The organism is Thermococcus thermotolerans (assembly GCF_024707485.1).
Classification (GTDB): domain Archaea; phylum Methanobacteriota_B; class Thermococci; order Thermococcales; family Thermococcaceae; genus Thermococcus; species Thermococcus thermotolerans.
In genome coordinates this window covers 1,677,464-1,701,032 of record NZ_CP102602.1, presented here as the reverse complement: position 1 = coordinate 1,701,032, position 23,569 = coordinate 1,677,464, and the positions used below count along the sequence as shown (strand labels likewise).

Below are 23,569 nucleotides of genomic sequence, written 5' to 3'. Positions count from 1 at the left end.
TATGGCCATTAAAGTTCACGCCCACGATGCCCATCCAAGCTCAAACCCCTCCCAGCGCGAGAGGCTTGAGAAGGAGATATCGAAGCTGTGCAGATACATAGGAAGGTCACCGTGGGTTTTCCACGTCAACAGCGGCAGCTGCAACGGGTGCGACATCGAGATAATAGCAGTCCTAACGCCGCGCTACGACGCGGAGCGCTTCGGTGTAAAGCTGGCCGGGACGCCGAGGCATGCCGACATACTGCTCGTCACCGGCCCCGTCACCAACCAGAGCCTTGAGAGGGTCAAGCTGGTCTACGAGCAGACCCCCGACCCCAAGGTGGTGGTGGCAGTCGGAGCGTGCCCCACCGGCGGAAGCGTGTTCTTCGAGAGCCCCTTCACCAACGCACCGCTGGACAGGCACATACCGGTGGACGTCTTCGTCCCGGGCTGCCCGCCGAGACCTGAGGCCATACTGCACGGTGTCGTGCTCGGCCTTCAGAAGCTGATTGAGAAGATTGAGGGGGGTAAGAAATGAACGTTGACGAGTTCATCAGGGTTTTCGGCGAGAGGTTCCCTGAGGCGGAGATAAGGGTCAGCGAGAACAAGCAACCCCACCCGAGGAAGAGGGTGTGGGTCACGGTCGAGAGGGAGAAGTTCCATGACGCGATGGCGTTCATAAAGGAGCTCGACCCGACGGCCCAGTTCTCCATAATCATCGCCAGGGACGCCGGCGAGACGCTTGAGGCAAAGTACCACATGGAGCTCTTCTGGGAGGAGGGCGAGAGCATCTCGCTCATAGTCGGCACCAGCGTCCCCAAGAACGACCCAAAGCTCCCTACCGTTACGGACGTCTTCCCGAGCGCTCTGCCCTACGAGAGGGAAGTCCAGGAGTTCTACGGACTGTTCTTTGAGGGAATCCCCGACCCCAGAAGGCTCTTCCTCCCGGACGACTGGCCCGAAGGTGTCTACCCGCTCAGGCTGGACGACACAGGCATCAAGCCGGAGATGGTGAAGAACGCCGGCCACCCGTACAAAATGAAGAGGGAGGGCTTGAAATGAACGAGAGAATTGAGTACTGGGTCAAGATACCCATTGGACCCATTCACCCGGCCCTTGAGGAGCCGGAGAAGTTCATCATAACACTGGACGGAGAGAGGATAATCAACGTCGACGTCAAGCTCGGCTACAACCTGAGGGGAATAGAGTGGATAGCCCTGAGGAGGAACTACATCCAGATACTCTATCTCGCCGAGAGGATGTGCGGCATCTGCTCATTCTCCCACAACCACACCTACTCCAGAGCGGTAGAGGAGATGGCCGGCATAGTGGTTCCCGAGAGGGCCGAGTACATCCGCGTGATAGTTGGCGAGCTGGAGAGAATCCACTCCCACCTGCTCAACCTCGGTGTGGTTGGCCACGCCATAGGCTACGATACAGTCCTGCACCTCACATGGCTCGCCAGAGAGCGCGTTATGGACATACTTGAGTTCATCGGTGGCAACAGGGTCAACTACGCCGTCAACATGATAGGCGGCGTCAGGAGGGACATTGGGGAGAAGCACATCAGGGCCATAACCGACATGATAGACTACTACCGCAGGGAGGTCATGCCCAAGATAGAGGAGGTCTTCCTCTACGACCCGACCGTCGAGGCAAGGCTTAGAGACGCGGGCGTTATTCCAAAGAGGATAGCAATCGAGTACAGCGCTCAGGGGCCCACCGCGAGGGGAAGCGGCGTCAAGAAGGACGTCCGCTACAACGAGAAGCTCGGCGTTTATCCCGACCTCGGTGTGAAGCCGATAACCCCCAAGGAGTTCACCGGTGTCATCAAGGGAGACGTCTTCGACAGGATGGTCGTCAGGGTCGGAGAGATATGGCAGAGCCTTGAGCTCATCGAGAGGGCCATAGACCAGATGCCGGAGGGCAAGATAAAGGCCGTTCCCAAGGACAACGCCCTCCTCTTCCAGCTCAAGAAGGCAGAGGGGGAGGGGATAGGCAGGTACGAAGCCCCGAGAGGAGAGCTCATCCACTACGTCATGGCCCAGAAGGGCAAGGACGTCCCGGCGAGGTGGAAGATGAGAGAACCAACGTTCCCCAACCTGTTCGCGATAGCCAGGGCACTGGTAGGCGAGCAGGTGGCGGACGTTCCCGTCGCGATAGCCTCAATAGACCCGTGCCTGAGCTGTACCGACAGGGTCGCGGTTATCGATGCAAACACCGGAAGGAAGAAGGTTCTCACCGAGAGGGACCTTCTCAGGCTCTCCATTGAGAAGACGAGGGAGATCAACCCCAACGTAAAGGCCAGACCCGAAGTAGTTGGAGTAGGATGCCCGAGGGGTGGTGGACTATGAACCTCCTCTACGCTACCCTTGGATTCGTAGGGGTTTACATCTACGTCTCGCTCGCGTCACTGCTCTGGGGAGGAATAGACAGGAAGCTCGTCGCGAGGATGCAGAGGAGAATAGGGCCCCCGCTGCTCCAGCCCTTCTACGACTTTCTCAAGCTGGTCAGCAAGGAGTCAATAATCCCGAGGGACGCCAACAGGTTCTTTGAGCTGGCCCCGGTCATGGCGCTCGCGACATCAATAGCGCTCCTGGCCTACACGCCGCTCGGCTTCGAGCCTATTTTCGGAACGAAGGGCGACGTCATAGTCTTCATATACCTGCTCACCCTCATAGGATTCCTCCGCGTGGTTGGTGCCGTCAGCTCGGGCTCTCCCTACGCCCAGATTGGCGCCCAGAGGGAGATGGCCCTACTCGCGTCAAGGGAGGCCCCCATGATGCTCGCCCTCTTTGTAATCCTCTGGCGCCTCAGCGAGCTCGGCGTTACCAAGCCCTTCAGCATGGGCACGTTCTACGAACACAGCATCTGGGAGCTGGGGACACCCCTGAGCCTTATAGGCGCCTTCATACTCCTCATAGTCTTCCTTGCCTGGCTCGCCAGCGAGATAGAGGTGGGCTACTTCAACATACCGGAGGCGGAGACTGAGCTCGCTGAAGGCCCCATGGCCGAGTACAGCGGCAGGCACCTGGCAATATTCGAGCTCGCCAACGCCATAAAGGCTTTCGTGAGTGCAAGCCTCGTCGTGGCAATATTCTTCCCATGGGGAATTTCCGGCTACCTCGGCCTCACAGGGGTTCCCGCGATGGTGGTGGAGCTCATCTTCCACACCCTCAAGGTCTTCGGAGTCCTCTTCGTCAGCATGAGCATCTTCAGAGCAATAACAGGAAGGCTCAGGATAAACCAGGCGGTGAACATGTTCTGGACGAGGCTCCTGCCGGCCAGTATACTCGGGGCGCTGCTCCTGGCCATTGACACCCTGGGGGTGATAGCATGAAAGTCCCACCGACCCTCTCAACGGTGCTCGGAAACCTCTTCAAGAAGCCTGCAACCAACCCCTTCCCGGAGAGCGAGCCGGTGCCGGTTCCGGAGGGCTTCAGGGGCAAGCTCAACTACGACGTCGAGAAGTGCGTCGGCTGCAGGCTCTGCGTCATGGTCTGCCCGGCCGGGGTCATAGAGTACGTCCCCGAGGTCAGGAAGGTCACATTCTGGCTCGGAAGGTGCGTCTTCTGCGCCCAGTGTGTGGACGTCTGCCCCGTCAATGCACTCTGGATGAGCGACGAGTTCCTGCTGGCGACCACCGACAAGTACGAGGACAACCTCATGTGGTTCCACGGGGAGGAGATCGAGGAGTTCAAAAAGAAGCTTGAGGAGCAGAAGAAGGCCAAAGAATCCGCAAAGAAAGAAGCCCCTAAGTGAATACCCTATTTTTATATTTTCCTCCATGACCTCTGATGTTCTTTTCTGAGCATCCGTATCCAGAAACATACTACAGAGAGCTGTTTTTTGGACTTATGTAAAGCGCTGTGCTGTTTCTATTTGTCAAATTTCAGGTTGTTAACCATTTGTTTTAGAAATCCATTTATAAAGATTTAGCCAATGCTCAATTGAGATTTCGGGAAAATACGCCCGATAAGGGTTTAAAACCTAAAGTTGAGGTGGGAAAATGGGGTTTGCCGCACCGTTCCTGTGGTCCCTTATCGTCTATCTGCTCCTCACAGCGGGTTCCGGCAATGTCATCGCCTGGAGCCCCGGGGAGCTGGTTGCAGGGATAGTAATAGCGGCCATCATCGGCTATGCAACAAAGGACGTCATGGACGAAAAGCTGGGCTACTTCTTCAACCCGAAGAGGTGGCTGCTGTTCATAGTCTACGCCATAGGGCCGTTCTTCTTCGCCATGGCCAAGGCCAACCTCGACGTCGCCTACAGGGTCATAACGGGGAAGATAAGGCCGGGGATTGTGAAGATATCGCCAGACCTGACCAGAGATGAGAGCAGGACACTCCTTGCCAACTCAATAACCCTGACACCGGGAACCTTCACCCTGGAGATAGACGACGAGGGCAACTTCTACGTCCACTGGATAAACGTTCCGCCCGGGAAGGAGAGGCCCACTCCAGAAGAGCTGTGCGGATACCTTCCAAAATGGGCAAGGAGGATTGCGGAATGACGGTCGATGGTATGTTCATGTGGGCCATGATACTGCTCCTGTTCTCGGCCATGCTGACGCTTATAAGGCTTCTGGCGGGGCCGACAATACCGGACAGAGCCGTTGCGCTCGACTCAATGACGACGACAACGGCCGGTGCCATGGTTCTCTACGGCGTCATAACCAGACAGGCGGTCTTCATAGACGTCGCACTAGTCTACGCGGTTCTGAGTTACATCGCAACGCTCTACATAGCCCGCTACCTCGTGAAGAAGAGGGTCGGCATCGCTTATGAGGGTGATGCACCATGATCGAGTGGCTCATCGGGACGTTCCTGGTGATAGGAGTCTTCTTCAACCTGCTGGCCAGCATCGGTATCCTCCGCTTCCCGGACGTCTACACGAGGATACACGCGGCGACGAAGTGCACCACCTTCGGAACGATATTCATAGTGCTCGCGACGGTTACATACTCGATTTACAACTACTACTGGGTGGCCAAGAACCCGGCATGGGTAACCATAGGGATACACTCCGCCCTGGTCGTGATATTCCTCGTTCTCACCAATCCCGTCGGAGCCCATGCCCTCGGTAGAGCGGCCAGGAAGTCGGGAATAAGGCCCTACGGGGCCGTTATAGATGAGCTGGAGGGAAGGCTATGAACTTCGAGGAGCTCTTCTGGGCGATTCAGGTTCTAGTTGGCTTGGGGCTTTTGATTACTGCAGTAGCGGCCATCCGGCTCAAGAACCTGGTCTCAGCGGTCATCGCGATGGCCGTCTTCAGCCTGATACTGTCACTTGAGTTCTACGTGCTCCAGGCGCCGGACGTCGCCATCGCCGAAGCCGGTGTCGGGGCGGGCCTAACGACCGCGATGTACCTGCTGGCGATTAAGAACACCACCGACGAGGAGGTGGTAGAATGAGGCGTGCGCTGGGCCTCTTTGCGTTCATAGGATTCACGCTGTTCCTTCTGGTTGCAGCTGCGAGCCTCAGACCCTTCGGGGAGCCCGTCCACAAGGATATGGACTCATACTTCATCCAGCATGCTCAGGAGGAAGCCTCGGCCAACAACGTCGTTACGAGCATCGTCTTCGACTACAGGGGATTCGATACCCTCGGTGAGGCGACCGTCCTGTTCACGGCCGTTGCCGGTGTGTTGATGGCCCTCAGGCGGAGGGAGGTGAAGACATGACCACCGTAATCATCAAGACCACCACGAAGTACCTGGCGGCGCTCATACTCACCTTCGGAGCGTACATAATCCTCCACGGCCACCTCACTCCGGGAGGCGGCTTCCAGGGAGGAGCCGTCTTCGCCAGCGGCCTTGCGCTCCTCATCGTGGCCAACAAGTACGACGACATAAGGAGAACCTTCTCCAAGGTTCCGCTCAGTGCCTTCGAGAGCATCGGTGCCCTCGGCTTCCTCGGAACGGCGGCACTTGGATTCATGGGATACACGTTCTTCAGGAACGTGATAGCCAACAGCGGGTTTCCGCTCTTCGGTGAGCCCACCCCGCTCGGAATTAATCCAGGATACCTGAACACCGGTGGAACGCTGCCGTACATGAACATATTCGTCGGAACAAAGGTTCTGGCAGGGTTAACGAGCATAATCCTGGTGTTCTACCTCCTTCTGGGGGTGAAGAAGGATGAATAACGTGATTTTGGTCAACCTCCCCTTCATAGTCGTGGCGCTCCTGCTGGCGGTGGGGTTCTACACGATAGGATTCAAGAGGAACCTCATCAAGGTCGTCATAGGCATTGAAATCCTTGAGGGGGCAGTCAACCTGTTTCTGATAGCCCTCGGCTACGTCAAAGGCGCCTACGCCCCAATATACACAATGGCACCGAAGGAGGCGGTAAACAACATGGTTCTGCCGACGCCTCAAGCATTAACCCTGACGAGCATCGTCATAGGCGTCGCCGTATCGGCCCTTATGCTCGCCTTCGCCGTCAACATCTACCGCCACTACGGAACCCTTGACGTTACAAAGGTCAGGAGGCTGAAAGGATGATCGAGCATTTGCCGGCACTCATGATAGCCGTGCCCCTCTTCGGGGCGTTTATAGCACCTCTGCTGAAGAAGAAGGGAAGTGCTCCAGCCGTCTGGGCAGTAATCATCACCGGTGTAACCCTGGGAATGGCGCTCCTTCTCGTTAGACAAGTGCTTGCTCAGGGCATGATGGTGTACGTCTTCGGGGCGGACAAGCCGACCCTCGTTCTGCCCTCGGGATACAGGGTTCCGGTGAGGATAATCTTCGAGGTCGACGCGATAGGTGCTTTCATGGCGCTCTCGGCAACGCTCATGAGCTTCATCGGGGCGCTCTATTCCTACAGCCACGTCAGAAACGAGACCGGCCTTGAGAAGTACTACGCGCTACTCCTCCTGCTTGAGGTCGGAATCCTCGGCATGGTCCTGACGGGAGACCTGTTCAACCTCTTCGTGTTCCTTGAGATAGCCGGAATAGCCGGTTCGGCGCTGGTAGGCTTCAGGAACTACAGGGGAGAGGCGAGTGAGGCCGGAATCAAGTACCTCATAGTCAGCGCGGTCGCTTCGCTGATGGTGCTGTTCTCCATAGGCCTGCTCTACGGTCAGTACGGGAACCTCAACATAGCCTACCTGAGCACGCAGATAAGCTTCAACACCGTTGACATGATAGCCCTTGGAATACTCTTCGCGTCCTTTGCGATGAAGTGCGGTTCCGTGCCGACCCACCACTGGGTTCCAGACGCGTACACAGAGGTCCCCTCGGGAATCAACCCCACGCTGCTGGTGGCGACCTATGCGAGCCTCTACGCCCTCTTCAGGGTGAGCTTCAGCCTCTTCGGCAACATAACTGTGAACATGAGCAGCCTCGGGTGGATAATGAGCATCCTCGGAGTCCTCACTATGTTCATAGGCGTCACCATGGCGCTCGTCCAGAAGGACGTCAAGAGGCTCATGAGCTACCACGCGATTTCGCAGACAGGCTACATGCTCCTCGGAGTCGGCGTTGGCCTGGCAGTTCTCAACGACCCGGCAAAACTGGCCGCCTTTGGAAGGGACGCGATGGCGGGAGGTATATTCCACATAATCAACCACATCATCTACAAGAGCCTCCTCCTCATGACCGCCGGAGCGCTCTTCTACGTCACCGGGACGAGGAACCTCAACGAGATGGGCGGCTTGGCCAGAAAGATGCCGTACACCACGATAGCCTTCATAGTTGGTGCCGCGGCAATATCGGGAATACCGCCCTTCAACGGCTTTGCCAGCAAGTTCCTCATCTACGAGACGTCCTACCAGCTCAGCCCCATATTCGCGGTGTTCGCAATGGTCACGAGCGTCCTGACATTGGCGTCCTTCGTCAAGGTCTTCGCCTCGGCCTTCCTCGGACCGCCGGTCAAGAAGTACGAGGAGGTAAGGGAGGTCCCGAGGAGCATGGTAATAGCGATGCTAATCCTGGCGGCGCTGTGTATCCTCTTCGGCCTGTTCCCGAACGTGGTGCTGGACAAGCTGGTGTACCCGGCAGTTGACGCGCTGCTGAAGCTGGGCAGCTACCAGACGTGGGGTGGTCTGCCATGACCTGGATTGAGAGCCTTACGCTGAACTCACCGTCGGGCTTCTGGAACCCGATAGTCTGGCTGGCGTTCCTGGTGATCTTCGCCTTCATCGGCTACCTCATCTATTCGCGCGGGAACAGGAGCTACAAGCCCAACACGGAGCAGGTTAAGCCCTTCATAAGCGGCAACGCAGTGGAGGATGTGGAAGAAATCCGCGTAAGGGCGGGGGACATATACTGGGGCTTCATCGAGGCGCTCAAGGGCTACTACAACGTCCTCATGAGAATGCACAGCGGAGACCTCAGGGACTACATACTCTGGTACCTCGGACTCGGTGCCGTAATCCTGTTCGTCCTCGTGGGGGGTGTGTGAATGGGGAAGCTCACCAACTTTAAGCGCTCCATATGGGTGTTCCATGCATCGGGAGGGAGCTGCAACGCGTGCGACATAGAGATAGTTGCCGTGCTTACTCCCCGCTACGACGTGGAGCGCTTCGGAATCAAGCTCGTCGGAAGTCCGAGGCACGCTGATGTGCTCCTCGTTACCGGGGCCATTCCAAGGGACTTCGCGGACAAGCTGAGGCGCGTGTACGAGCAGATGCCCGACCCGAAGGCGGTCGTGGTGGTCGGGAACTGCGGAACCAGCGGCGGGGTCTTCTATGACTCATACAACATAGCGGGCCCGATAGACGAGATAATACCCGTGGACGTCTACGTTCCGGGATGTCCGCCGAGGCCAGAGGCGATAATAGACGGCGTTGTGAAAGCCTGGCTCAAAATAGAGAAGCTGGAAAAGGAGCTGGAGGGGAAGAAGGAATGAAGGAGCCGATGAGCGTGGAAGAGGTACTCAAGAAGCTCCAGGAGGCGCTGGGAGAGGCGCTGCTCTCCCACGAGGTCAGGGAGTACACCATGGGCGTTAAGCGGAAGAGAACCTACAGGGAGCTTTGGGTCACCATAAAGCCCGAGGCCTTCAGGAAGGCCGTCGAAGCCATATTCGCCCTCGACTACCCCCACCTCCACTTCATCGCGGGAGAGGACGGAGGAGGGGAAACCCTAACCATGATCTACTCCTTCGGAGTCTTCCACACGCACCCCTGGGGCGAGCTCAGCATCACCATCAAGTTTGACCTCTCCAAGGACAACCTGGTTCTCCCAACGATAACCGACCTCATGATCGGCGCGGAAACCAACGAGCGCGAGATAAGGGAGATGCTCGGTGTTGAATTCGAGGGACTGAAGAACAAGAGGCACATCTTCCTGCCCGACGACTGGCCGGAGGGTAAGTATCCATGGAGAAGGGACGAGTACGGCGTCGAGGACATGGTAAAGCACACCCACAGGAGCGTGAACGAGATAAGGAAGATGAGGGGTGAGGAGTAATGGCCAAAACCCAGTATTACGTCCCCGTCGGGCCTATTCATCCGGCACTGAAGGAGCCCATAAGGGTCGAGGCGAGGGTCGAGGGCGAGAAGATAGTGGAAGTCGACGTCAAGAGGGGCTTTGCCCACAGGGGAATAGAGTACATGGGCATGAAGAGGAACGCCATCCAGACGCTCTACCTCTCCGAGAGGATATGCGGAATCTGTTCGATATCGCACCCCTACGCCTTCGTGGTCACAGCAGAGAAGGCCCTCGGAATAGAGGCGCCGCCCAGGGCCCAGTACATCAGGACGATAATAGGCGAGCTCGAAAGGATACACAGCCACATCCTGTGGCTCGGTGTCGTGGCGCACGAGATGGGCTTCGACTCCCTCCTCTTCTGGACGTGGAAGGGCAGGGAGAGGCTCCTCGATATACTCGAACTCCTCACCGGGAACAGGATAAACTACTCGGTCTTCATGATAGGCGGCGTCAGGAGGGACATCAAGGAGAGCCACGTAAAGGCAATCAAGGACATGATAAGCTACTACAGGATATTCAACAAGGAGATGAAGGAGGTTTTCCTCTCAGACCCTGTTTACAAGGCGAGGACGAGGGGAGTTGCCCAGCTTTCCAAGAAGATGGCGCTTGAGCTGAACGCCGTCGGGCCGGTGGCAAGGGCCGCTGGAGTAAGGATGGACATCAGGCAGGACATACCGTACGACGCATACGCCGACATAGACGTCCGCGCGGTGGTTCCGCAGGACATCGTCGGAGAGGCCAGGGGAGACGCATACGACATCACCATGGTGAGGCTCTACGAGATAGACCAGAGCCTTGACATCATCGAATACTGCCTCGATGAGATGCCCGAGGGCAAGCTGATGGCAATTCCAAACTACGTGGCGCTCCTTGCAAAGATAAGGAGAACCCAGGGCGAGGCCATCGGAGCCCACGAGGCACCGCGCGGTGAGGTCATCCACTACATCAAATTCGACGGAAAGAGGGACGGACCATCCGTCTGGAAGGTCATAGCACCGAGCTACAACAACATCAACACCTGGGCTCCGCTTCTCCTCGGCGCCGAGGTGGCGGACATACCGATAGTCGTGGCCTACATCGACCCGTGCATGTGCTGTAACGACAGGATAGCTGTCGTGAGGGACGAGGACGGCAGGATAATCGACCCGGCGACTCTCCACAGGAAGGCGGTTGAGAAAACAAAGAGGATTAAGGACGAGCTGGGGGTGAGAGAATGACCCCCGAGACCCTCATTTACGCGTTCACCTTCCCCGTGCTGGGAGTCTTCCTCGGGCTGGTCTACAAGGGTATAGACAGACGCTTCTCGGCGAGGCTGACCTCCAGGATAGGCCCGCCCATAAGACAGCCCTTCTGGGACGTCGGAAAGCTGCTCCTCAAGGAGACCGTCGTTCCGGAGAACGCGATAGCATGGATATTCAACGCAATGCCGATAGTTTCCTTCGCGGCCTCGATGACCCTGCTTCTCTACATACCCTTCGGAGTGCTCAAGGCCCCGCTGGAGGGCTACGGAGACTTAATCGTCATACTCTACCTGCTCACGCTGCAGTCCCTCGCAATGGCCATAGGCGGATTTGCCTCGGGCAGTCCGTTCTCATCGGTGGGTGCGCAGAGGGAAATGGTGCTCATGATGAGCTACGAGATGCCACTGGCTACGGTTATAGTGGGTTTCGCCATGCTCTACAGGAGCTTCTCACTGACCACCATAGCGAGCACACCGGTGTGGGGCGTCGCGGGTCCGCTCGCTGCCATGGGAGTGCTGCTACTTCTAATAGCCCTTCTGGCAGTCACACCTGCGGAGCTGGCGAAGCTGCCCTTCGACATAGCAGAGGCAGAAACGGAGATATGTGAGGGTATGCTCGCGGAGTACAGCGGGAGGAACCTGGCACTGTTCTACCTCTCCGATGCCGTCAGGGGTTTCGCCATGGCTGCCTTAGAGGTCGTGCTGTTCTTCCCGTTCACGCTGACGAGCATACTGAACCTGGGTCTCACCGGAACAGCGTACTATGTAATAGAGGCGCTGTGGTTCCTCTTCAAGGTGCTGGTGATATACCTGCTTGCCATAACGCTGGTCAGGACGTCCTTCGCCAGGTTCAGGATAGAGCAGGCATCCAGGGTGTTCTGGGTCTACGTCAACATAATCGCCCTCGTGGGACTCGTGCTGGTATGGCTGGGGGTGTGAAGCATGGTCAACAAGATGATGTTCGTCCTCCTAAAGCAGCTCGTTAAGAAGCCGGCCACGAATCCCTTCCCCGTCAAGCACGCTCCGGCGAACGTAACGGAGCTGATAGAAAAAGTCCAAAAGGGAGAGGTCCAGATAAACCCGCCGGTCCCGGTTCCCGAGGACTTCAGGGGCAAGCTGGTCTACACCCCCGAGAGGTGCATCGGCTGCAGGCTGTGCATCCTGGTCTGCCCGGCGGATGCCATGGAGTGGATTCCGGAGCTCAAGAAGATACGGCACTACGTCTCGCGCTGCATGTTCTGCGCCCTCTGTGTTGACGTTTGCCCCGGCAAGAAGTTCCCCGGCGAGGAAAAGGCCGTTAAGGCGCTCAGGATGAGCGAGGAGTTCCTCATAGCCGACTACGACAAGTACAGCGACAACCTCATCGAGGAGCCACCGGAGGCGAAGGAGCTCTTCAAAAAAGAAGTGAAGGAGGCAGTGGAGTCCGAAGGCTAGCGTGAGCTAAGCCTTCACACCCTCTTTTATTCCATTGTGGTACCTGTAATCCCTGATGAGGGATTCCACAGCCCTTTCGTGGAGCCTCTCCGTCGAGCCCAGGTACAGGAACACCGCCTTCATCGTTTCGTCGTCGGCCTTCTCCGCCAGAATTGAGTATATCTTCTCCGCGACTTCCTCAAGCTCAAGGGCACATTTGAGGACCGCGAACACGTCGTTTTCACTCTCAAGTTCCCTTATGTCGGAGAGCTCCTCCAATGAGGGCCCGTTAACTGTGGGGATATCCCCCTCAAAGTTCCGGGTGTAAAGGTTCCTGAGCTTTCTTTCGTGCCGTCTCGCCTCCTGAGAGAGGAGCTTGAACATGTCACAGACGGCACCCTCAATCTCCATGCCCTTCGCCTTCTCAGACAGCTTTTCGTAGAGAAGGGCCTTATCCCCTTCAAGGGATATCCAGTAAGCGAGAAGCTCCTTCAGGGGAAGCTCCCTAAGGAGAGAGACACCCTCAAGATCAACCATCTCACTCACCTCAACCCAATGTACCCGGGAGGTTTTATACGGGCTTTGGCACAACCGTCTATAAAAGGCGTTTGAAACAATCAGCTGCTTCTCAAAGGATATATCAAAAATGGAGGACCTTTTGAATCGGATTTCGAGATTTCAGGATTTTTCCTTTACCAATTCATGATACCTCTGGCGGAGCAGTTCGTAGTGGCCCCACTCAACATCGGCAAGCTTGGAGTAGAGCTTCCTCAGCTCGGGGTCGTCAGCCTTCTCGGAGAGAAGCCTGTACGACTCGTGGGCTATCAGCTCGCTTTCCATTGCAGCGCGGATGACCTCGGGAAGCTGGTCAGCCCGCTCAAGCTCATCGAGAACCGGGAGAACCTCAATGGGCGGAAGGTCGCTTCCCGGAACCTCCCCGTAGGTCTCCCTGAAACTCATCTCAAGCTCCGATGCATGGTTCAGAGAATCCTCGGCCAGCTTCTCAAAGGTTTCCACCAGTTCCTCGCCCAAACCAAGGTTCCTCGCACGTCTGGCGAGCTCGCGGTAAAATCTCGCCTCCTTCTTCTCACCCTCTATCCAGTAGGCCAGCGCTTCCCTGTAGTTCAGCCTTGAGAGGAACTCAACTACCTCGTTGACGTCGTACATTTCCATCGAACAGCGATAGGGCACTCGCCTAAATAAGCTTTAGGTTCATCTAACGAGCCATATCGCAAGGGCCATCACAATGTAGGCAACGATGCTGATGACGATGTGAACCTTTATCCAGGCATCCCTGCGCTTGGAGATAAAGATAAACGCCCCGCTCAGCATGGCGAGGCTCATGAGGGCAAAGCTCAGGTAGCCAAGGGTGTAGTGGTCAAAGCTAACCATTTGGAACACCCACCGGGAAGATGTAAAGGGGGGCACCTTCCGTTCCCAGTATCTCCGCAACACCCTCGTCGTAGAAGGCACCGACTGCGACGGTTCCGAGGTTCAGGGCAGTCGCCTGGAGGTATATGTTCTGGCCTATGTGCCCCGCCTCCATGTGGACGTACCTCACCCCACGCTCACCGTATCTGGAGGTCGTCCTCTCATAGAAGGCCACGAGGACTAAGCTGAGGGGTGCATCCCCAACCCACCGCTGGTCGAGGGCGGCATCCTGGAGGGCTTTTCTGTAATCGCCGGTCTTCACCAACACGAGGGTGTGGTTGAACGGGTCGTAGCGGTACACGCCCGGGGTAAGACCTTCAATGTTCCCTGCCACCACATAGACCTCGAAGGGATACGTCGCCCCCGCACTGGGCGATGCCCGAAACTTGGTTCGCTGGGCCGTTATTCCCTGTGCCGCCCAGAGGAGCTGGGAGAGCTGGCCAAGGGTTACGGGCTCGTCCCTGTAGGAGCGTATGCTCCTCCGCCTCGCTATCGCTTCCTCGACGCTGACCTCTGAGTCCAACCTGGGCTCCGGCAGGGCTATGGCCTCCCCAGAAATGGTCTCGCCCACCCCCCTCCAGGGGAGGTAGGGCTTGAGGATGAGAAGGAGGGACGAGGCCACCACCAGCGCCACAACGATGTACGAAACATGCCTGAAGTTCATGTATATGAATTGGACGTCATCCTATTTTAGGTTTCACTCCACCACATCAAAGCGGAGCAGTTCGCCCCTCATCACCAGCCCGATTCCGGCCTTTTTCCCCAGCACCTCGACGGCGACGGTGTAGTCCGGGTCGCTGAGGTTGACTTTTAGGCCGAAGGCTTCCACTATAAGCGAACCCAGCTTTACTTCAAGCTCCCTCTGGGACAGCCCCTTGTTTCCCCTGACCTTGGCGCGGACGGCGAAGGTGCCGTCTATTCTTTCCGCCACTTCAAGGACGGCCCTTTCAATCTCATCCCACCTGGCGGGGACGATGAGGTGGAGGGGGACAACGCGCTGTATCGCCTGGGTCTCGAAGTTCTTAAGCTTCTCAAGGGCCTCTCCCTTCGGCAGGGGCGTCTCGGCTATAAGAACCCCCCTCCAGTCCGTTCCCTTAACCCGAACCCTTTCCAGAGCCCATTCAAGCTCAAGTATCGCGTCGCCTTCCCTCCCCTGGGGTGCCGTAACGAGAAGAATCGTCATCTCCGCTCACCGATGGACAAGTTTTTATATTTCGCGTTCCTAAACTATGCGGTGGGTTAAAATGGGAGCGAGTAGCCTTAAGCTTTATCCCTACCAGTCATACGAAGTTTACGGTCTTTCTCGAAACCCCTTTGAGCAGCTTGCGAGTGAGGGAATAGCCGACGTCGAGAGCATTCACGTCTATCAGGAAATAGACATGCGCATCCAGATGATAGTGTCTGAAGTAATAGGCAACAAGAGCTCCATAGCGCTGAGCATAGTCGGCCCCCTCGGGATGGGCAAGACCCAGAGGCTCAAGACCATAGCCAAGGCCATAGAGGAGAACAGGGGAAAGGCCATCTACGTTAAGGTTGACACGAACGACATCCTCAAGCTCACGCGCGACATCTTCTACGCCCTCAAGCCGCCGAAGAGCAGGACGAACATCTTCCTCGAAAACCTATCAAGGAAGCTCGGCTTCATAGACAGGCTTGAGAAGATGCTGAGCGACAGGGACGAGTACAAGAGCAGGGACATAGCAGAGCTTTTGACCGAGCAGATGGGGAAATATCCCTACTGCGCCCTCCTCCTGGACGAGCTGGAGAACATGCAGACAGCGAGCGAGAGGGAGAAAATACAGTTCTTTGAGATGCTCAGGCACTTCATCAGCAACATGCCCCAGGGCTGTATCGTTGCCTTTGCCTGCGTTCCCGAGGCATATGAGGAGTACTCCAGGATTTTCCCGGCCTTCTTCATGCGCCTCCACTACGAGTTCAAGCTCCGCCCGATGAGCCTGGATGAAGCCTACGAGCTCGTCAAGAAAAGGCTCAACCTCGTGAGGACACGGGACACCGACGATCCGCTGTACCCGTTCACGGAAGAGGCGGTAAAGCTCATCCACGAGCTCGGGAAGGGCAACCCGAGGCAGATTCTAAGGCTCCTCCACTACGTCCTGAGTGAGGCTGCCAAACACAAGTTCGACCCGATAGATGACTATGTTGTCACGACCATCCTTGAGGAGCCGAAGAGCCTCGAAGAATACCTGACGAGGATTCCGAAGGACTACAAGGACCTGGTGGAGGCGATAGTCCACGAGTTCAACGGCGGACCGGTGAGCTACATTCAGATAGCCAAGGTGGTTAAGCGGCCGGGAATACAGGTCTACGACCAGCTCAACGAGTTAATAAGGCTGGGCTTTCTGGTCGGGGACCCCAAGGGCAACTACAAGGTTCCTGAGTACGTGAGGAAGTTCCTTGAAGAGGGCGAAGAGACGGAAGAGAGCGAAGAGTGAGGGGCAATGCCGAACTACGACGCCCACCTCCTGAGCGGCATAGTTTCCTACCCGCTCACCGTTTTTATCGCCTTCGTGCTCAGGGATTACGCGGGAATACCATTCACCATCAGCACTTTCGCCATGGTGATAGGCTACGCCCTCTACGTCCTGGGGGCGGATTTGCCCGACATGGACCACCCCAACGCCCTGATACACCGCGGGACGAAGCCGATAGTAGCTGTAGCAGTCGGGAGCGCCGTCTTCATGCAGAGCCTTGGCTCCATAAACCTCGGGGGAGAGCCTCTCAACGTTGCCGCCGCGTGGGGAGTTGGGACGCTGGCAGGGGTCATAGCATGGTACGGCTTCACTGTGATAATGCCCAAGCACAGAGGGATAGTCCACTCCCTGCTCTTCGCGGCCATATACGGCGCTCTGGCCTTCATAATGGTGGAGTACGGCCTGAGCATGGCGAGAGGTGAGGGACTCTACGTCGGCTTCGCCGCCTTCAGCGGCTACACCCTGCACCTCCTCCTAGACCGGGAGGTATCGCTGGTCTGAAGGGAAAAGATTTATCCTTCCACAGGGACAACCGTCTTTGGTGGTCTCATGGATCCGGGGATTATCTTTTTCCTTCTGATAATTGCCATCATCGTGGGGGCACTTCTCCTTGGCTACGTCCAGCAGAAAAACGCGAAACGAACTGCCGAAGAGCTGCTAAAAAAGATAGAGATAAGGGAGAATACGCTAATCCTTCCGAGGAGGATGATGCTCGTCAAGGGAAGGCTAACTCTCAGGGGATACTGGTCGAGCTCCGGCAGGAGCAGAAGCTACCACGTCGACCGGAAGTTCACCGGGAGGAGCGAATTTGAAGGGGAGAAAATAGAGCTGAAACCGGAGAGGTTTACGCTGATAATGGGGAAGGACGAGGAGGCACTAATAGACGTGCCCGCATATCTCATCACCGAGCCTGAATTCAAGGACATCCTGATTGTACCCATAATTCCATCCTATGACTTTGAGATCGGTAAGGGGTCCCTGGAGGTCTCGAAGGATATGGAATTCGCCCACGCAAGGATTGAGCTGAACGAATGGGGATTTTCCGGGAAGCTTTACACTACGGTGCAGAAGTGCAGGGGAGCGAGGATTGAGCTGAAAACAAAGAAACCAAAAGTCGTTGAGAAACTCGCCGAGACACGGGAAAGCACCGAGTTCCGGAAGGAGTTCCTGAGGGAGAAGCTGGTGATAATCTGCCACAGAAAAGCAACAGATCCGAGACACTTTGCCCAACTCTTGGGGAGAAAGGTCTTCATCGAGGGACACGGCGAGTATACGCTGGAGCTAACGTTAGATGTCCCCTTCGGAAAGGACGTCCATGACTCAACAATCCTCAGGGTCGAGCCCTCAGAAGGGATTCCCGAAGGGACTATCAGGGCCGAGGTTGTGGTCTGAGTACCCAAATTCGGGTGGCAATGTTTTTAAATATTCAACCCAAGGTTAAGAACCGGAGGTGGGAGAGATGTTCAGCCTTGGTGGCTTTTCACGCGGGGGTGAATACGAGAACAAGACCTGGGACGTGCTGATCATCGGTGCCGGCCCAGCAGGCTTTACCGCGGCGATATACGCCAAACGCTTCGGCCTTGAGACCCTGATACTCAGCAAGGACCTCGGAGGAAACATGGCCCTAACGGATCTCATAGAGAACTACCCCGGCTTCCTCCAGATAAGCGGTTCCGAGCTGACCAGCAGGATGCACGAGCAGGTCAAGAACCTCGGCGTTGATATAGTCTTCGACGAGGTCGAGAGGATAGACCCCACGGAGTGCGCCTACTACGAGGGTCCGTGCAAATTTGCGGTCAGAACCAAGAACGGCAAGGAGTACAAAGCGAAGACGATAATCATAGCGGTCGGTGCCGCGCCGAGAAAGCTCCACGTCCCTGGAGAGGAGGAGCTGACCGGAAGGGGCGTTTCCTACTGCGCCACCTGCGACGGCCCGCTCTTCAAGGGCAAGAAGGTCATCGTTGTGGGCGGCGGAAACACGGCACTACAGGAGGCACTGTATCTGAAAAGCATAGGCGTTGACGTGACCCTCGTCCACAGGCGCGACCAGTTCAGGGCGGACAAGATACTCCAGGACAGGTTCAAGGAGAGCGGCATTCCGACGATACTCAACACTGTCGTGACCGAGATAATCGGGGAGAACAAGGTCGAGGCAGTGAAGCTGAAGAACCGCGTAACCGGGGAAGAGACAGAGATGAAGGTCGATGGGGTCTTCATATTCATCGGCTACGAGCCGAAGACGGACTTCGTCAAGCACCTCGGCATAACCGACGAGTACGGCTACATCCCGGTGGACATGCACATGCGCACCAAGGTGAAGGGCATCTTTGCAGCTGGAGACATAACCAACGTCTTCAAACAGATTGCTGTGGCTGTGGGTCAGGGTGCTATCGCCGCAAACTCCGCCAAGGAGCTCCTTGAGGAGTGGAACTCAAAGGTCGTGGAGTGACCTCCGAGTTTCTTTTATTCCCCCATGGTTTTTATCGAAAATAAAGACAAAAGAGGCCAGCCGGCTCACATCCCCTCAAGTATCATCTCCATCAGCTTTCTGTCCGGGTTGCCGTAGACGAACGTTGAGAGCAGGTACTCCATTTCCCTCCTCGTCAGACCGAAGACGTCCCTCGCTATTACCGCCTCAAGCTCGGCCCTTATTTCCCTGCGCTCGTCTTCGTCGGTGGTTTCTTCGGCCCTTAACCCGAGCTCCTTCGCCATCTCGTCATAGTGGCCTTTCCTGTAAAGCAACCTGAAGGCGAGCTCGATGACCCGTAACTTGAGTTCAGGCTCAACCTCTGGAACAGGGAGCTCGTATATGTAGAACATATTGAGGTTTGCAGAGACCCTCTGCCGTATGTAGTAGTCCAGAACGAAGCTGTTTAGGAGGGCTATGAGGTAAAGGACTTCTTCGTAAGGTATCCTTTCCTGAACAATTTTTCCATCTTTTATGACGTAGCGGAAGGGCTTGAAGTAGTTGAGGGAGTTTCCCGTGAAGACCTTCTTTGGAAGGACGGTACTTATTAATGTCCTTTCATTAGTTGAAGATGCTATCGCCCTGTAAGCCAGCCTGTACTCTTCGTAGTCGAGCTTGAAAATCCCTTTTTCAAAGTTCTCCCTCGCCAGCTCGAAGTTCTCGTTTATGAATTCTCTCAGGGCTTTACCCTTTAGGCCGAGGCGCTCTCCTTCGGCCTTGAGGAACTTCTTAACCCTGCTCAGCTCCTTGCTCAAAAGCCTCTCCCTGCCCTTTGGCTCCTCAACCCAGTACCTTGGCCCGGCAAAGAAGGGCTCGTACTGGTGTATCATCTTGCCCTCGTATAGGATTAAGCCTTTTCCGGAGGTGTTGAAGAGGTCGTTGTCGTTGGTCATGTGGAACTCGCTCTTGATGTCCCAGCCGTGCTCCCTCAGGAGTCTCCAGTCGCCCCTTATCTTCTGAACGAGGGAGACGTCCTCCTTCCGTCTGAACTCCACGACGCCAAGAACGTCCGGCGACATCTTGGGTATAAGCTCAACGGGATAGTCAAAGGTTGTCGAGCTGATAAAGTCCTCGAAGGTTCCGCCGTTCTTCTCAAGCCATTCCTCGTAGTCCTTCCTCGTAACGTAGAAGGCCGCCTTGAACGGTTTGTTGCACTTCTCCTTCGTGAAGAAAACTATGTCGAACTTGAAGCGCGAATCCACGTCCTTGAACCAGCCGTTGCCACGGTTCTCGAAGGAGACCAGCTCCTTGAGGCAGTACTTATCAAAAATTTCCTTTCTCAGGAGCATTGCACCCTCGTCGGTGTGGAAGTTGGAGGGAATAAGGAGGTTCACGGCTCTTTTGGACAGCTCCATCGCCCTTTCGAGGAAGATTTTTTGATACGCCAAGTCCCCCTTGCCGTAGAGGCTGTAACGGTTCCGTATGAAATCGGAGAGCCTCTCTATCCTGCCCTTGTAGTCTTCCCAGAGGGCCCTAACTTTGGGGTCTTTCAGCTTTTCCTTGAAGAGCCTCTTGAACTTCGGCCCCTCGATGCTGAACTTGCTTACCTCGCCGAATATCTCCGGGTGCATGGCCGCGAATTCCTTCGACTGGGGCTTTATGTTCTCCCACGGCGGGTTGCCGATGACCCCGTGGAAGCCCCGCCCTTCTTTAGGTAGGGGCTCGCCGTCCTCGCCGAAGTACAGGAAGAAGAACTCCAGGGGGTAGAAAAGAGGTTTTTCAAAGTCCCAGCCGTTTTCCTTCATCTTCTCGACGAGCTTTTGCCTTATCCGGGCCTTTATCTCGGCCATGCCTTCAAGCACTTCGGGGTTGAGGGGGTCGCTGAGGTAGGCCTTCCTCTTCTCCCAGAGGGCTTTTATGTCCTCTTTGAACTCCTTCATCAGCTCAACGACCTCATCGTCCGGTAGGGATACTATCGAGTTCCCGTTTATGAGGTTCATCTCAAGGTCAGGGAGGATATGTCCGCTCTCCTTCAGGTTGGTGTAGCGGAAGTCCCCGGGGCTGAGCTTTACAGCTTCCTTCCATAGGTTCACCTTGGCGACGTCTATGGCCCTCTCGTCGAGGTCAACGCCGTAGATGTGGCGGAGGATTATCAGCGAGAGCAGTTTTCTCCTGTGACCGTTCCTCTCGAAGCCGAGGAACTCCCGTATCCTCCTTATCGCCTCCTTGCGTTTTCTTATATCCTCGGGCTCGCTCAGGATGTTGCTCATGTCCGTTGCCCATCTCGTCTTGACCTCTATCTCGTCGTAGACCCTGTAAATCTCCCTAAGAACCTTTATCAGGAACGAGCCGGAGCCACAGGCGGGGTCTATTATCGCAATACTGACCAGCCTTTTCGCGAGTTCCCAAGCTCTATCCTCATCGAACTGGGCAGAACTCAGAACTTCGAGGAGCCGGTCTTTTATGGGGCCAAAAAGCTCGTCCACCAGCCTCTTGGCCATGTACTGCGTTATCTCCTTTGGCGTGTAGTATATCCCCTGCTGTTTCCTCCGCTCCGCTAAAAACGTCTCGTATGCCTTGCCAAAGATGTCCTCATCTATCTGCCTGAAGTTGTAGTAGAGCAGGCCCCTCTGAAACATCCCACCCCAGCCCTTAAGGCCGAGGATCAGGCGAAGCCTTTTGTCAAAGCTCTCGATGTTCTCCTTATCGTCTTCGAGGTAATCCAGAACCGATTTCTGGAAGAGCTCCGTGTCGTAGTATAGGTAGAACCAGTCGTCTATCTCACGGAAAAAGACCTCCAAAACCTTCTTCGCACCCTTGGGAGACCACTTCCTCTCAGCTTCTTCGTAGGCGTCTCTAACAAAGCGGAATGGTATCAGACCGTAGTCCTCAAGGGTTCTTATGAAGATGAACTTGTTTATGAGGTGCACTATAGCCTCGCTTGGGTTGTCGGATTTCCAGCGGAGCTTCAACAGCGCCCTGTGCCACCCCTTTAAATCCTCGAAGAACTCCTTATCGAGATTCTGCTTTGGTGTCTTATCCTCCTTTCTCCTCGCCACTTCCCAGAGGTCTTCGATGCTTATTAAATCCCGGATGAACTCCTCAAAGCTCTCCCTGTGGAACGGCTCGAACTCTATCACAGCCTCCCTGTTGAAGTAGTAAACCTCCTCAAGGTTGGTGAGCACGACGTAATCAACGATGCCGGAGCGGAGGTACTTGACGATTTGATTATCCCTCGTCCTCTCAAACTCCTCTCTGAGCTTCCTGTAGAGCTCCTCCAGCCTGACCCGTTTACCGCTGGTCTTGTGCATTGCCTTCAGCTCAACGGCGACTGGATTGGTAACCCCCTTCCTGAAGACGTAGTCAACCCATCCCCTCTCGTCGAGCCTTACCTCTGGACTGAACTCCACACCAATGATACCAAGAATCGGCTTGAAGAGAAACTCCGATAGGAGAACCTCCGGCTTGCTGTGGGGGAGAAGCTCAACGTATTTCCTTGCGTTGGTAGTTTTCAGCTTTTCGGAGAGTTCCTGGCTGAGCGCAGGGGTTATCTTAAAATCCATGGAGCACAGAACATCGATGTCATGGAGGTAATCGTGAAGAACTTTCTCATCGATTCCAGCCAACCTCACCACCCATTAAAGTTCGGTTCAACTCTTAAAAGCCCATCGGAGTCTCAAGATACTAACAGTGCCAACTATTTCCCAAATTCCTCGAAAATTCTTCGGTCAAAGATGTTCATTGATGAACACAGACTTATATAGGGGAAGCACAATCTTCCACCGGTGATGCAGATGGTGGTTAGACCGAACGTTAAAGAACTCCCCGGGCCTAAAGCCAAAGAGATCATAGAGAAAAACTTTGAAGCCCTCGCCTACACAACCCAGGACCCGGAGACGCTCCCGATAGTCATCGACCACGGGGATGGAATCCTCGTCTACGACGTTGACGGAAACGTCCTCTACGACTTCGGAAGCGGCGTCGGCGTCCTCAACGTCGGCCACACCCACCCGAGGGTCGTTGAGGCGATAAAAAGGCAGGCCGAGAAGTTCACCCACTTCGCTCTCAACGACTTCTTCTACGAGAACGCTATAACACTCGCCAACAAGCTCGCCGAGCTCGCCCCCGGCGACTTCCCGAAGAAGGTTGTCTACCAGAACAGCGGTGCCGAGGCCAACGAGGCCATGATGAAGCTCGTCAAGTACGGCACCGGCAGGAAGAGGTTCATCGCCTTCTACCACGCCTTCCACGGCAGGACCCAGGCCGTTCTGAGCCTTACAGCGAGCAAGTGGGTTCAGCAGGACAGGTTCTTCCCGACAATGCCGGGAGTCGAGCACATACCCTACCCGAACCCCTACAGGAACCCCTGGCACATCGACGGTTACGCCGAGCCGGACGAGCTCGTCAACCGCGTTATAGAGTTCATCGAGGAGTACGTGTTTAGACACGTCCCGCCCGAGGAGGTTGGAGCCATAGTCTTCGAGCCGATACAGGGTGAGGGCGGCTACGTCGTCCCGCCGAAGAACTTCTTCAAGGAGCTCAAGAAGCTGGCGGACAACTACGGCATACTCCTCGCCGACGACGAGGTTCAGATGGGTGTCGGAAGAACCGGAAAGTTCTGGGCCATCGAGCACTTTGGCATAGCTCCGGACACCATCCAGTTCGGCAAGGCCATTGGCGGCGGAATTCCCCTAGCGGGTGTCGTCCACAGGGCAGATATAGCCTTCGACAAGCCGGGCAGGCACGCCTCGACCTTCGGCGGCAACCCGGTTGCCATAGCCGCAGGTCTTGAGGTCGTCGAGATAGTCAAGGAGCTCCTCCCGCACGTCCAGGAGGTCGGCGACTACCTCCACAGGTACCTCAAGGAGCTGGAGGAGAAGTACGAGGTCATTGGCGATGCAAGAGGTCTCGGTCTCGCGCAGGCAGTCGAGATAGTCAAGAGCAAGGACACCAAGGAAAAGAACCCCGAGCTGAGGGACAGGATTGTCAAGGAGGCCGTCAAGCGCGGGCTCATACTCCTCGGCTGTGGCGACAACAGCATAAGGTTCATCCCACCGCTGACCATAAGCAAGGAAGAGATAGACGTCGCCATGGAGATATTCGAAGAGAGCCTCAAGAAGGCTCTCGGCTGATTTTCTTCCCATTCCCTATTTTATTGTCCACTTGTTTTCAGTC

30 protein-coding genes are annotated in these 23,569 nt (G+C 55.9%); 24 read left to right on the top strand and 6 right to left on the bottom strand.

Annotation, left to right across the window (positions count from 1 at the left end; all coding sequences use genetic code 11):
- The first annotated feature begins 1 nt into the window (after position 1).
- From NUS69_RS09590 to NUS69_RS09500, 19 genes are all read left to right on the top strand, one after another.
- Positions 2-517 (top strand): NADH-quinone oxidoreductase subunit B family protein, encoded by a 516-nt coding sequence (locus NUS69_RS09590; protein WP_055430026.1) that lies wholly within the window; start codon positions 2-4, stop codon positions 515-517.
- Entirely contained in the window at positions 514-1,041 is a 528-nt protein-coding gene (locus tag NUS69_RS09585; protein WP_258083550.1) for an NADH-quinone oxidoreductase subunit C, read from the top strand. The genes NUS69_RS09590 and NUS69_RS09585 overlap by 4 nt, the downstream gene beginning before the upstream one ends.
- The gene (locus NUS69_RS09580) at positions 1,038-2,333 is read left to right on the top strand and encodes a hydrogenase large subunit (protein WP_258083549.1); all 1,296 of its coding nucleotides are present in this window, start codon (positions 1,038-1,040) and stop codon (positions 2,331-2,333) included. Before NUS69_RS09585 ends, NUS69_RS09580 begins: the two co-directional genes overlap by 4 nt.
- Positions 2,330-3,319, top strand: a complete 990-nt coding sequence (locus NUS69_RS09575) for a respiratory chain complex I subunit 1 family protein (RefSeq protein WP_258083548.1) — start codon at positions 2,330-2,332, stop codon at positions 3,317-3,319. Before NUS69_RS09580 ends, NUS69_RS09575 begins: the two co-directional genes overlap by 4 nt.
- Entirely contained in the window at positions 3,316-3,741 is a 426-nt protein-coding gene (locus NUS69_RS09570) for a 4Fe-4S binding protein (RefSeq protein ID WP_258083547.1), read from the top strand. Before NUS69_RS09575 ends, NUS69_RS09570 begins: the two co-directional genes overlap by 4 nt.
- 247 nt (positions 3,742-3,988) lie before the next feature.
- Positions 3,989-4,492 (top strand): Na+/H+ antiporter subunit E, encoded by a 504-nt coding sequence (locus NUS69_RS09565; protein WP_258083546.1) that lies wholly within the window; start codon positions 3,989-3,991, stop codon positions 4,490-4,492.
- Positions 4,489-4,782, top strand: coding sequence for a cation:proton antiporter (locus NUS69_RS09560; protein ID WP_055430032.1), 294 nt, complete (start codon positions 4,489-4,491; stop codon positions 4,780-4,782). The genes NUS69_RS09565 and NUS69_RS09560 overlap by 4 nt, the downstream gene beginning before the upstream one ends.
- A complete protein-coding gene (mnhG, locus tag NUS69_RS09555; protein WP_258083545.1) occupies positions 4,779-5,132 on the top strand; it encodes a monovalent cation/H(+) antiporter subunit G in 354 nt (117 codons plus the stop codon). Before NUS69_RS09560 ends, mnhG begins: the two co-directional genes overlap by 4 nt.
- Entirely contained in the window at positions 5,129-5,392 is a 264-nt protein-coding gene (locus NUS69_RS09550; protein WP_258083544.1) for a hydrogenase subunit MbhD domain-containing protein, read from the top strand. The genes mnhG and NUS69_RS09550 overlap by 4 nt, the downstream gene beginning before the upstream one ends.
- Positions 5,389-5,661 carry a hydrogen gas-evolving membrane-bound hydrogenase subunit E gene (gene mbhE / locus NUS69_RS09545; protein WP_167889866.1) on the top strand — a complete coding sequence of 91 codons (273 nt, stop codon included), beginning with the start codon at positions 5,389-5,391 and terminating at the stop codon, positions 5,659-5,661. The genes NUS69_RS09550 and mbhE overlap by 4 nt, the downstream gene beginning before the upstream one ends.
- Positions 5,658-6,125, top strand: a complete 468-nt coding sequence (locus tag NUS69_RS09540) for an MnhB domain-containing protein (RefSeq protein WP_258083543.1) — start codon at positions 5,658-5,660, stop codon at positions 6,123-6,125. The genes mbhE and NUS69_RS09540 overlap by 4 nt, the downstream gene beginning before the upstream one ends.
- Positions 6,118-6,483 carry a sodium:proton antiporter gene (locus NUS69_RS09535; RefSeq protein WP_167889868.1) on the top strand — a complete coding sequence of 122 codons (366 nt, stop codon included), beginning with the start codon at positions 6,118-6,120 and terminating at the stop codon, positions 6,481-6,483. Before NUS69_RS09540 ends, NUS69_RS09535 begins: the two co-directional genes overlap by 8 nt.
- Positions 6,480-8,033 (top strand): proton-conducting transporter transmembrane domain-containing protein, encoded by a 1,554-nt coding sequence (locus NUS69_RS09530; RefSeq protein ID WP_258083542.1) that lies wholly within the window; start codon positions 6,480-6,482, stop codon positions 8,031-8,033. Before NUS69_RS09535 ends, NUS69_RS09530 begins: the two co-directional genes overlap by 4 nt.
- A complete protein-coding gene (locus NUS69_RS09525) occupies positions 8,030-8,383 on the top strand; it encodes a hydrogenase (protein ID WP_258083541.1) in 354 nt (117 codons plus the stop codon). The genes NUS69_RS09530 and NUS69_RS09525 overlap by 4 nt, the downstream gene beginning before the upstream one ends.
- Positions 8,384-8,830, top strand: a complete 447-nt coding sequence (locus NUS69_RS09520) for an NADH-quinone oxidoreductase subunit B family protein (protein WP_055430039.1) — start codon at positions 8,384-8,386, stop codon at positions 8,828-8,830.
- On the top strand, positions 8,827-9,390 hold the full coding sequence (locus NUS69_RS09515; RefSeq protein WP_258083540.1) for an NADH-quinone oxidoreductase subunit C: 564 nt from the start codon (positions 8,827-8,829) through the stop codon (positions 9,388-9,390). Before NUS69_RS09520 ends, NUS69_RS09515 begins: the two co-directional genes overlap by 4 nt.
- The gene (locus NUS69_RS09510) at positions 9,390-10,628 is read left to right on the top strand and encodes a hydrogenase large subunit (protein WP_258083539.1); all 1,239 of its coding nucleotides are present in this window, start codon (positions 9,390-9,392) and stop codon (positions 10,626-10,628) included. The genes NUS69_RS09515 and NUS69_RS09510 overlap by 1 nt, the downstream gene beginning before the upstream one ends.
- Entirely contained in the window at positions 10,625-11,590 is a 966-nt protein-coding gene (locus tag NUS69_RS09505) for a respiratory chain complex I subunit 1 family protein (protein ID WP_258083538.1), read from the top strand. The genes NUS69_RS09510 and NUS69_RS09505 overlap by 4 nt, the downstream gene beginning before the upstream one ends.
- 3 nt (positions 11,591-11,593) lie before the next feature.
- Complete coding sequence (locus NUS69_RS09500; RefSeq protein WP_258083537.1) at positions 11,594-12,085, top strand: 4Fe-4S dicluster domain-containing protein; 492 nt, start codon at positions 11,594-11,596, stop codon at positions 12,083-12,085.
- Positions 12,086-12,091: 6 nt separating this feature from the next.
- Here NUS69_RS09500 and NUS69_RS09495 read toward each other — a convergent pair whose 3' ends face one another.
- The 5 genes from NUS69_RS09495 to NUS69_RS09475 form a co-directional block, all read right to left on the bottom strand.
- The gene (locus NUS69_RS09495; protein WP_258083536.1) at positions 12,092-12,601 is read right to left on the bottom strand and encodes a ferritin-like domain-containing protein; all 510 of its coding nucleotides are present in this window, start codon (positions 12,599-12,601) and stop codon (positions 12,092-12,094) included.
- Between the two features lie 141 nt (positions 12,602-12,742).
- Positions 12,743-13,237, bottom strand: coding sequence for a ferritin-like domain-containing protein (locus NUS69_RS09490; protein WP_308686508.1), 495 nt, complete (start codon positions 13,235-13,237; stop codon positions 12,743-12,745).
- 39 nt (positions 13,238-13,276) lie between these two features.
- Entirely contained in the window at positions 13,277-13,456 is a 180-nt protein-coding gene (locus tag NUS69_RS09485) for a hypothetical protein (protein ID WP_258083535.1), read from the bottom strand.
- Entirely contained in the window at positions 13,449-14,159 is a 711-nt protein-coding gene (locus NUS69_RS09480; protein WP_258083534.1) for a SagB/ThcOx family dehydrogenase, read from the bottom strand. The genes NUS69_RS09485 and NUS69_RS09480 overlap by 8 nt, the downstream gene beginning before the upstream one ends.
- A 33-nt stretch (positions 14,160-14,192) precedes the next feature.
- Positions 14,193-14,678, bottom strand: a complete 486-nt coding sequence (locus NUS69_RS09475; RefSeq protein ID WP_258083533.1) for a THUMP domain-containing protein — start codon at positions 14,676-14,678, stop codon at positions 14,193-14,195.
- Positions 14,679-14,739: 61 nt separating this feature from the next.
- On the opposite strand from NUS69_RS09475, the gene NUS69_RS09470 reads away from it, so the two are divergent.
- From NUS69_RS09470 to trxB, 4 genes are all read left to right on the top strand, one after another.
- On the top strand, positions 14,740-15,948 hold the full coding sequence (locus NUS69_RS09470) for an ATPase (protein ID WP_258083532.1): 1,209 nt from the start codon (positions 14,740-14,742) through the stop codon (positions 15,946-15,948).
- 6 nt (positions 15,949-15,954) lie between these two features.
- Complete coding sequence (locus tag NUS69_RS09465) at positions 15,955-16,488, top strand: metal-dependent hydrolase (RefSeq protein ID WP_258083531.1); 534 nt, start codon at positions 15,955-15,957, stop codon at positions 16,486-16,488.
- Between the two features lie 48 nt (positions 16,489-16,536).
- Positions 16,537-17,379 (top strand): hypothetical protein, encoded by an 843-nt coding sequence (locus NUS69_RS09460; protein ID WP_258083530.1) that lies wholly within the window; start codon positions 16,537-16,539, stop codon positions 17,377-17,379.
- Positions 17,380-17,446: 67 nt separating this feature from the next.
- Positions 17,447-18,436, top strand: coding sequence for a thioredoxin-disulfide reductase (trxB, locus tag NUS69_RS09455; RefSeq protein WP_258083529.1), 990 nt, complete (start codon positions 17,447-17,449; stop codon positions 18,434-18,436).
- Positions 18,437-18,501: 65 nt separating this feature from the next.
- On the opposite strand, the gene NUS69_RS09450 is transcribed toward trxB, so the two are convergent.
- The gene (locus NUS69_RS09450) at positions 18,502-22,029 is read right to left on the bottom strand and encodes an SAM-dependent methyltransferase (protein WP_258083528.1); all 3,528 of its coding nucleotides are present in this window, start codon (positions 22,027-22,029) and stop codon (positions 18,502-18,504) included.
- A gap of 159 nt (positions 22,030-22,188) precedes the next feature.
- On the opposite strand from NUS69_RS09450, the gene NUS69_RS09445 reads away from it, so the two are divergent.
- Positions 22,189-23,526 carry an ornithine aminotransferase gene (locus NUS69_RS09445; RefSeq protein WP_258085081.1) on the top strand — a complete coding sequence of 446 codons (1,338 nt, stop codon included), beginning with the start codon at positions 22,189-22,191 and terminating at the stop codon, positions 23,524-23,526.
- Positions 23,527-23,569: the final 43 nt, after the last annotated feature.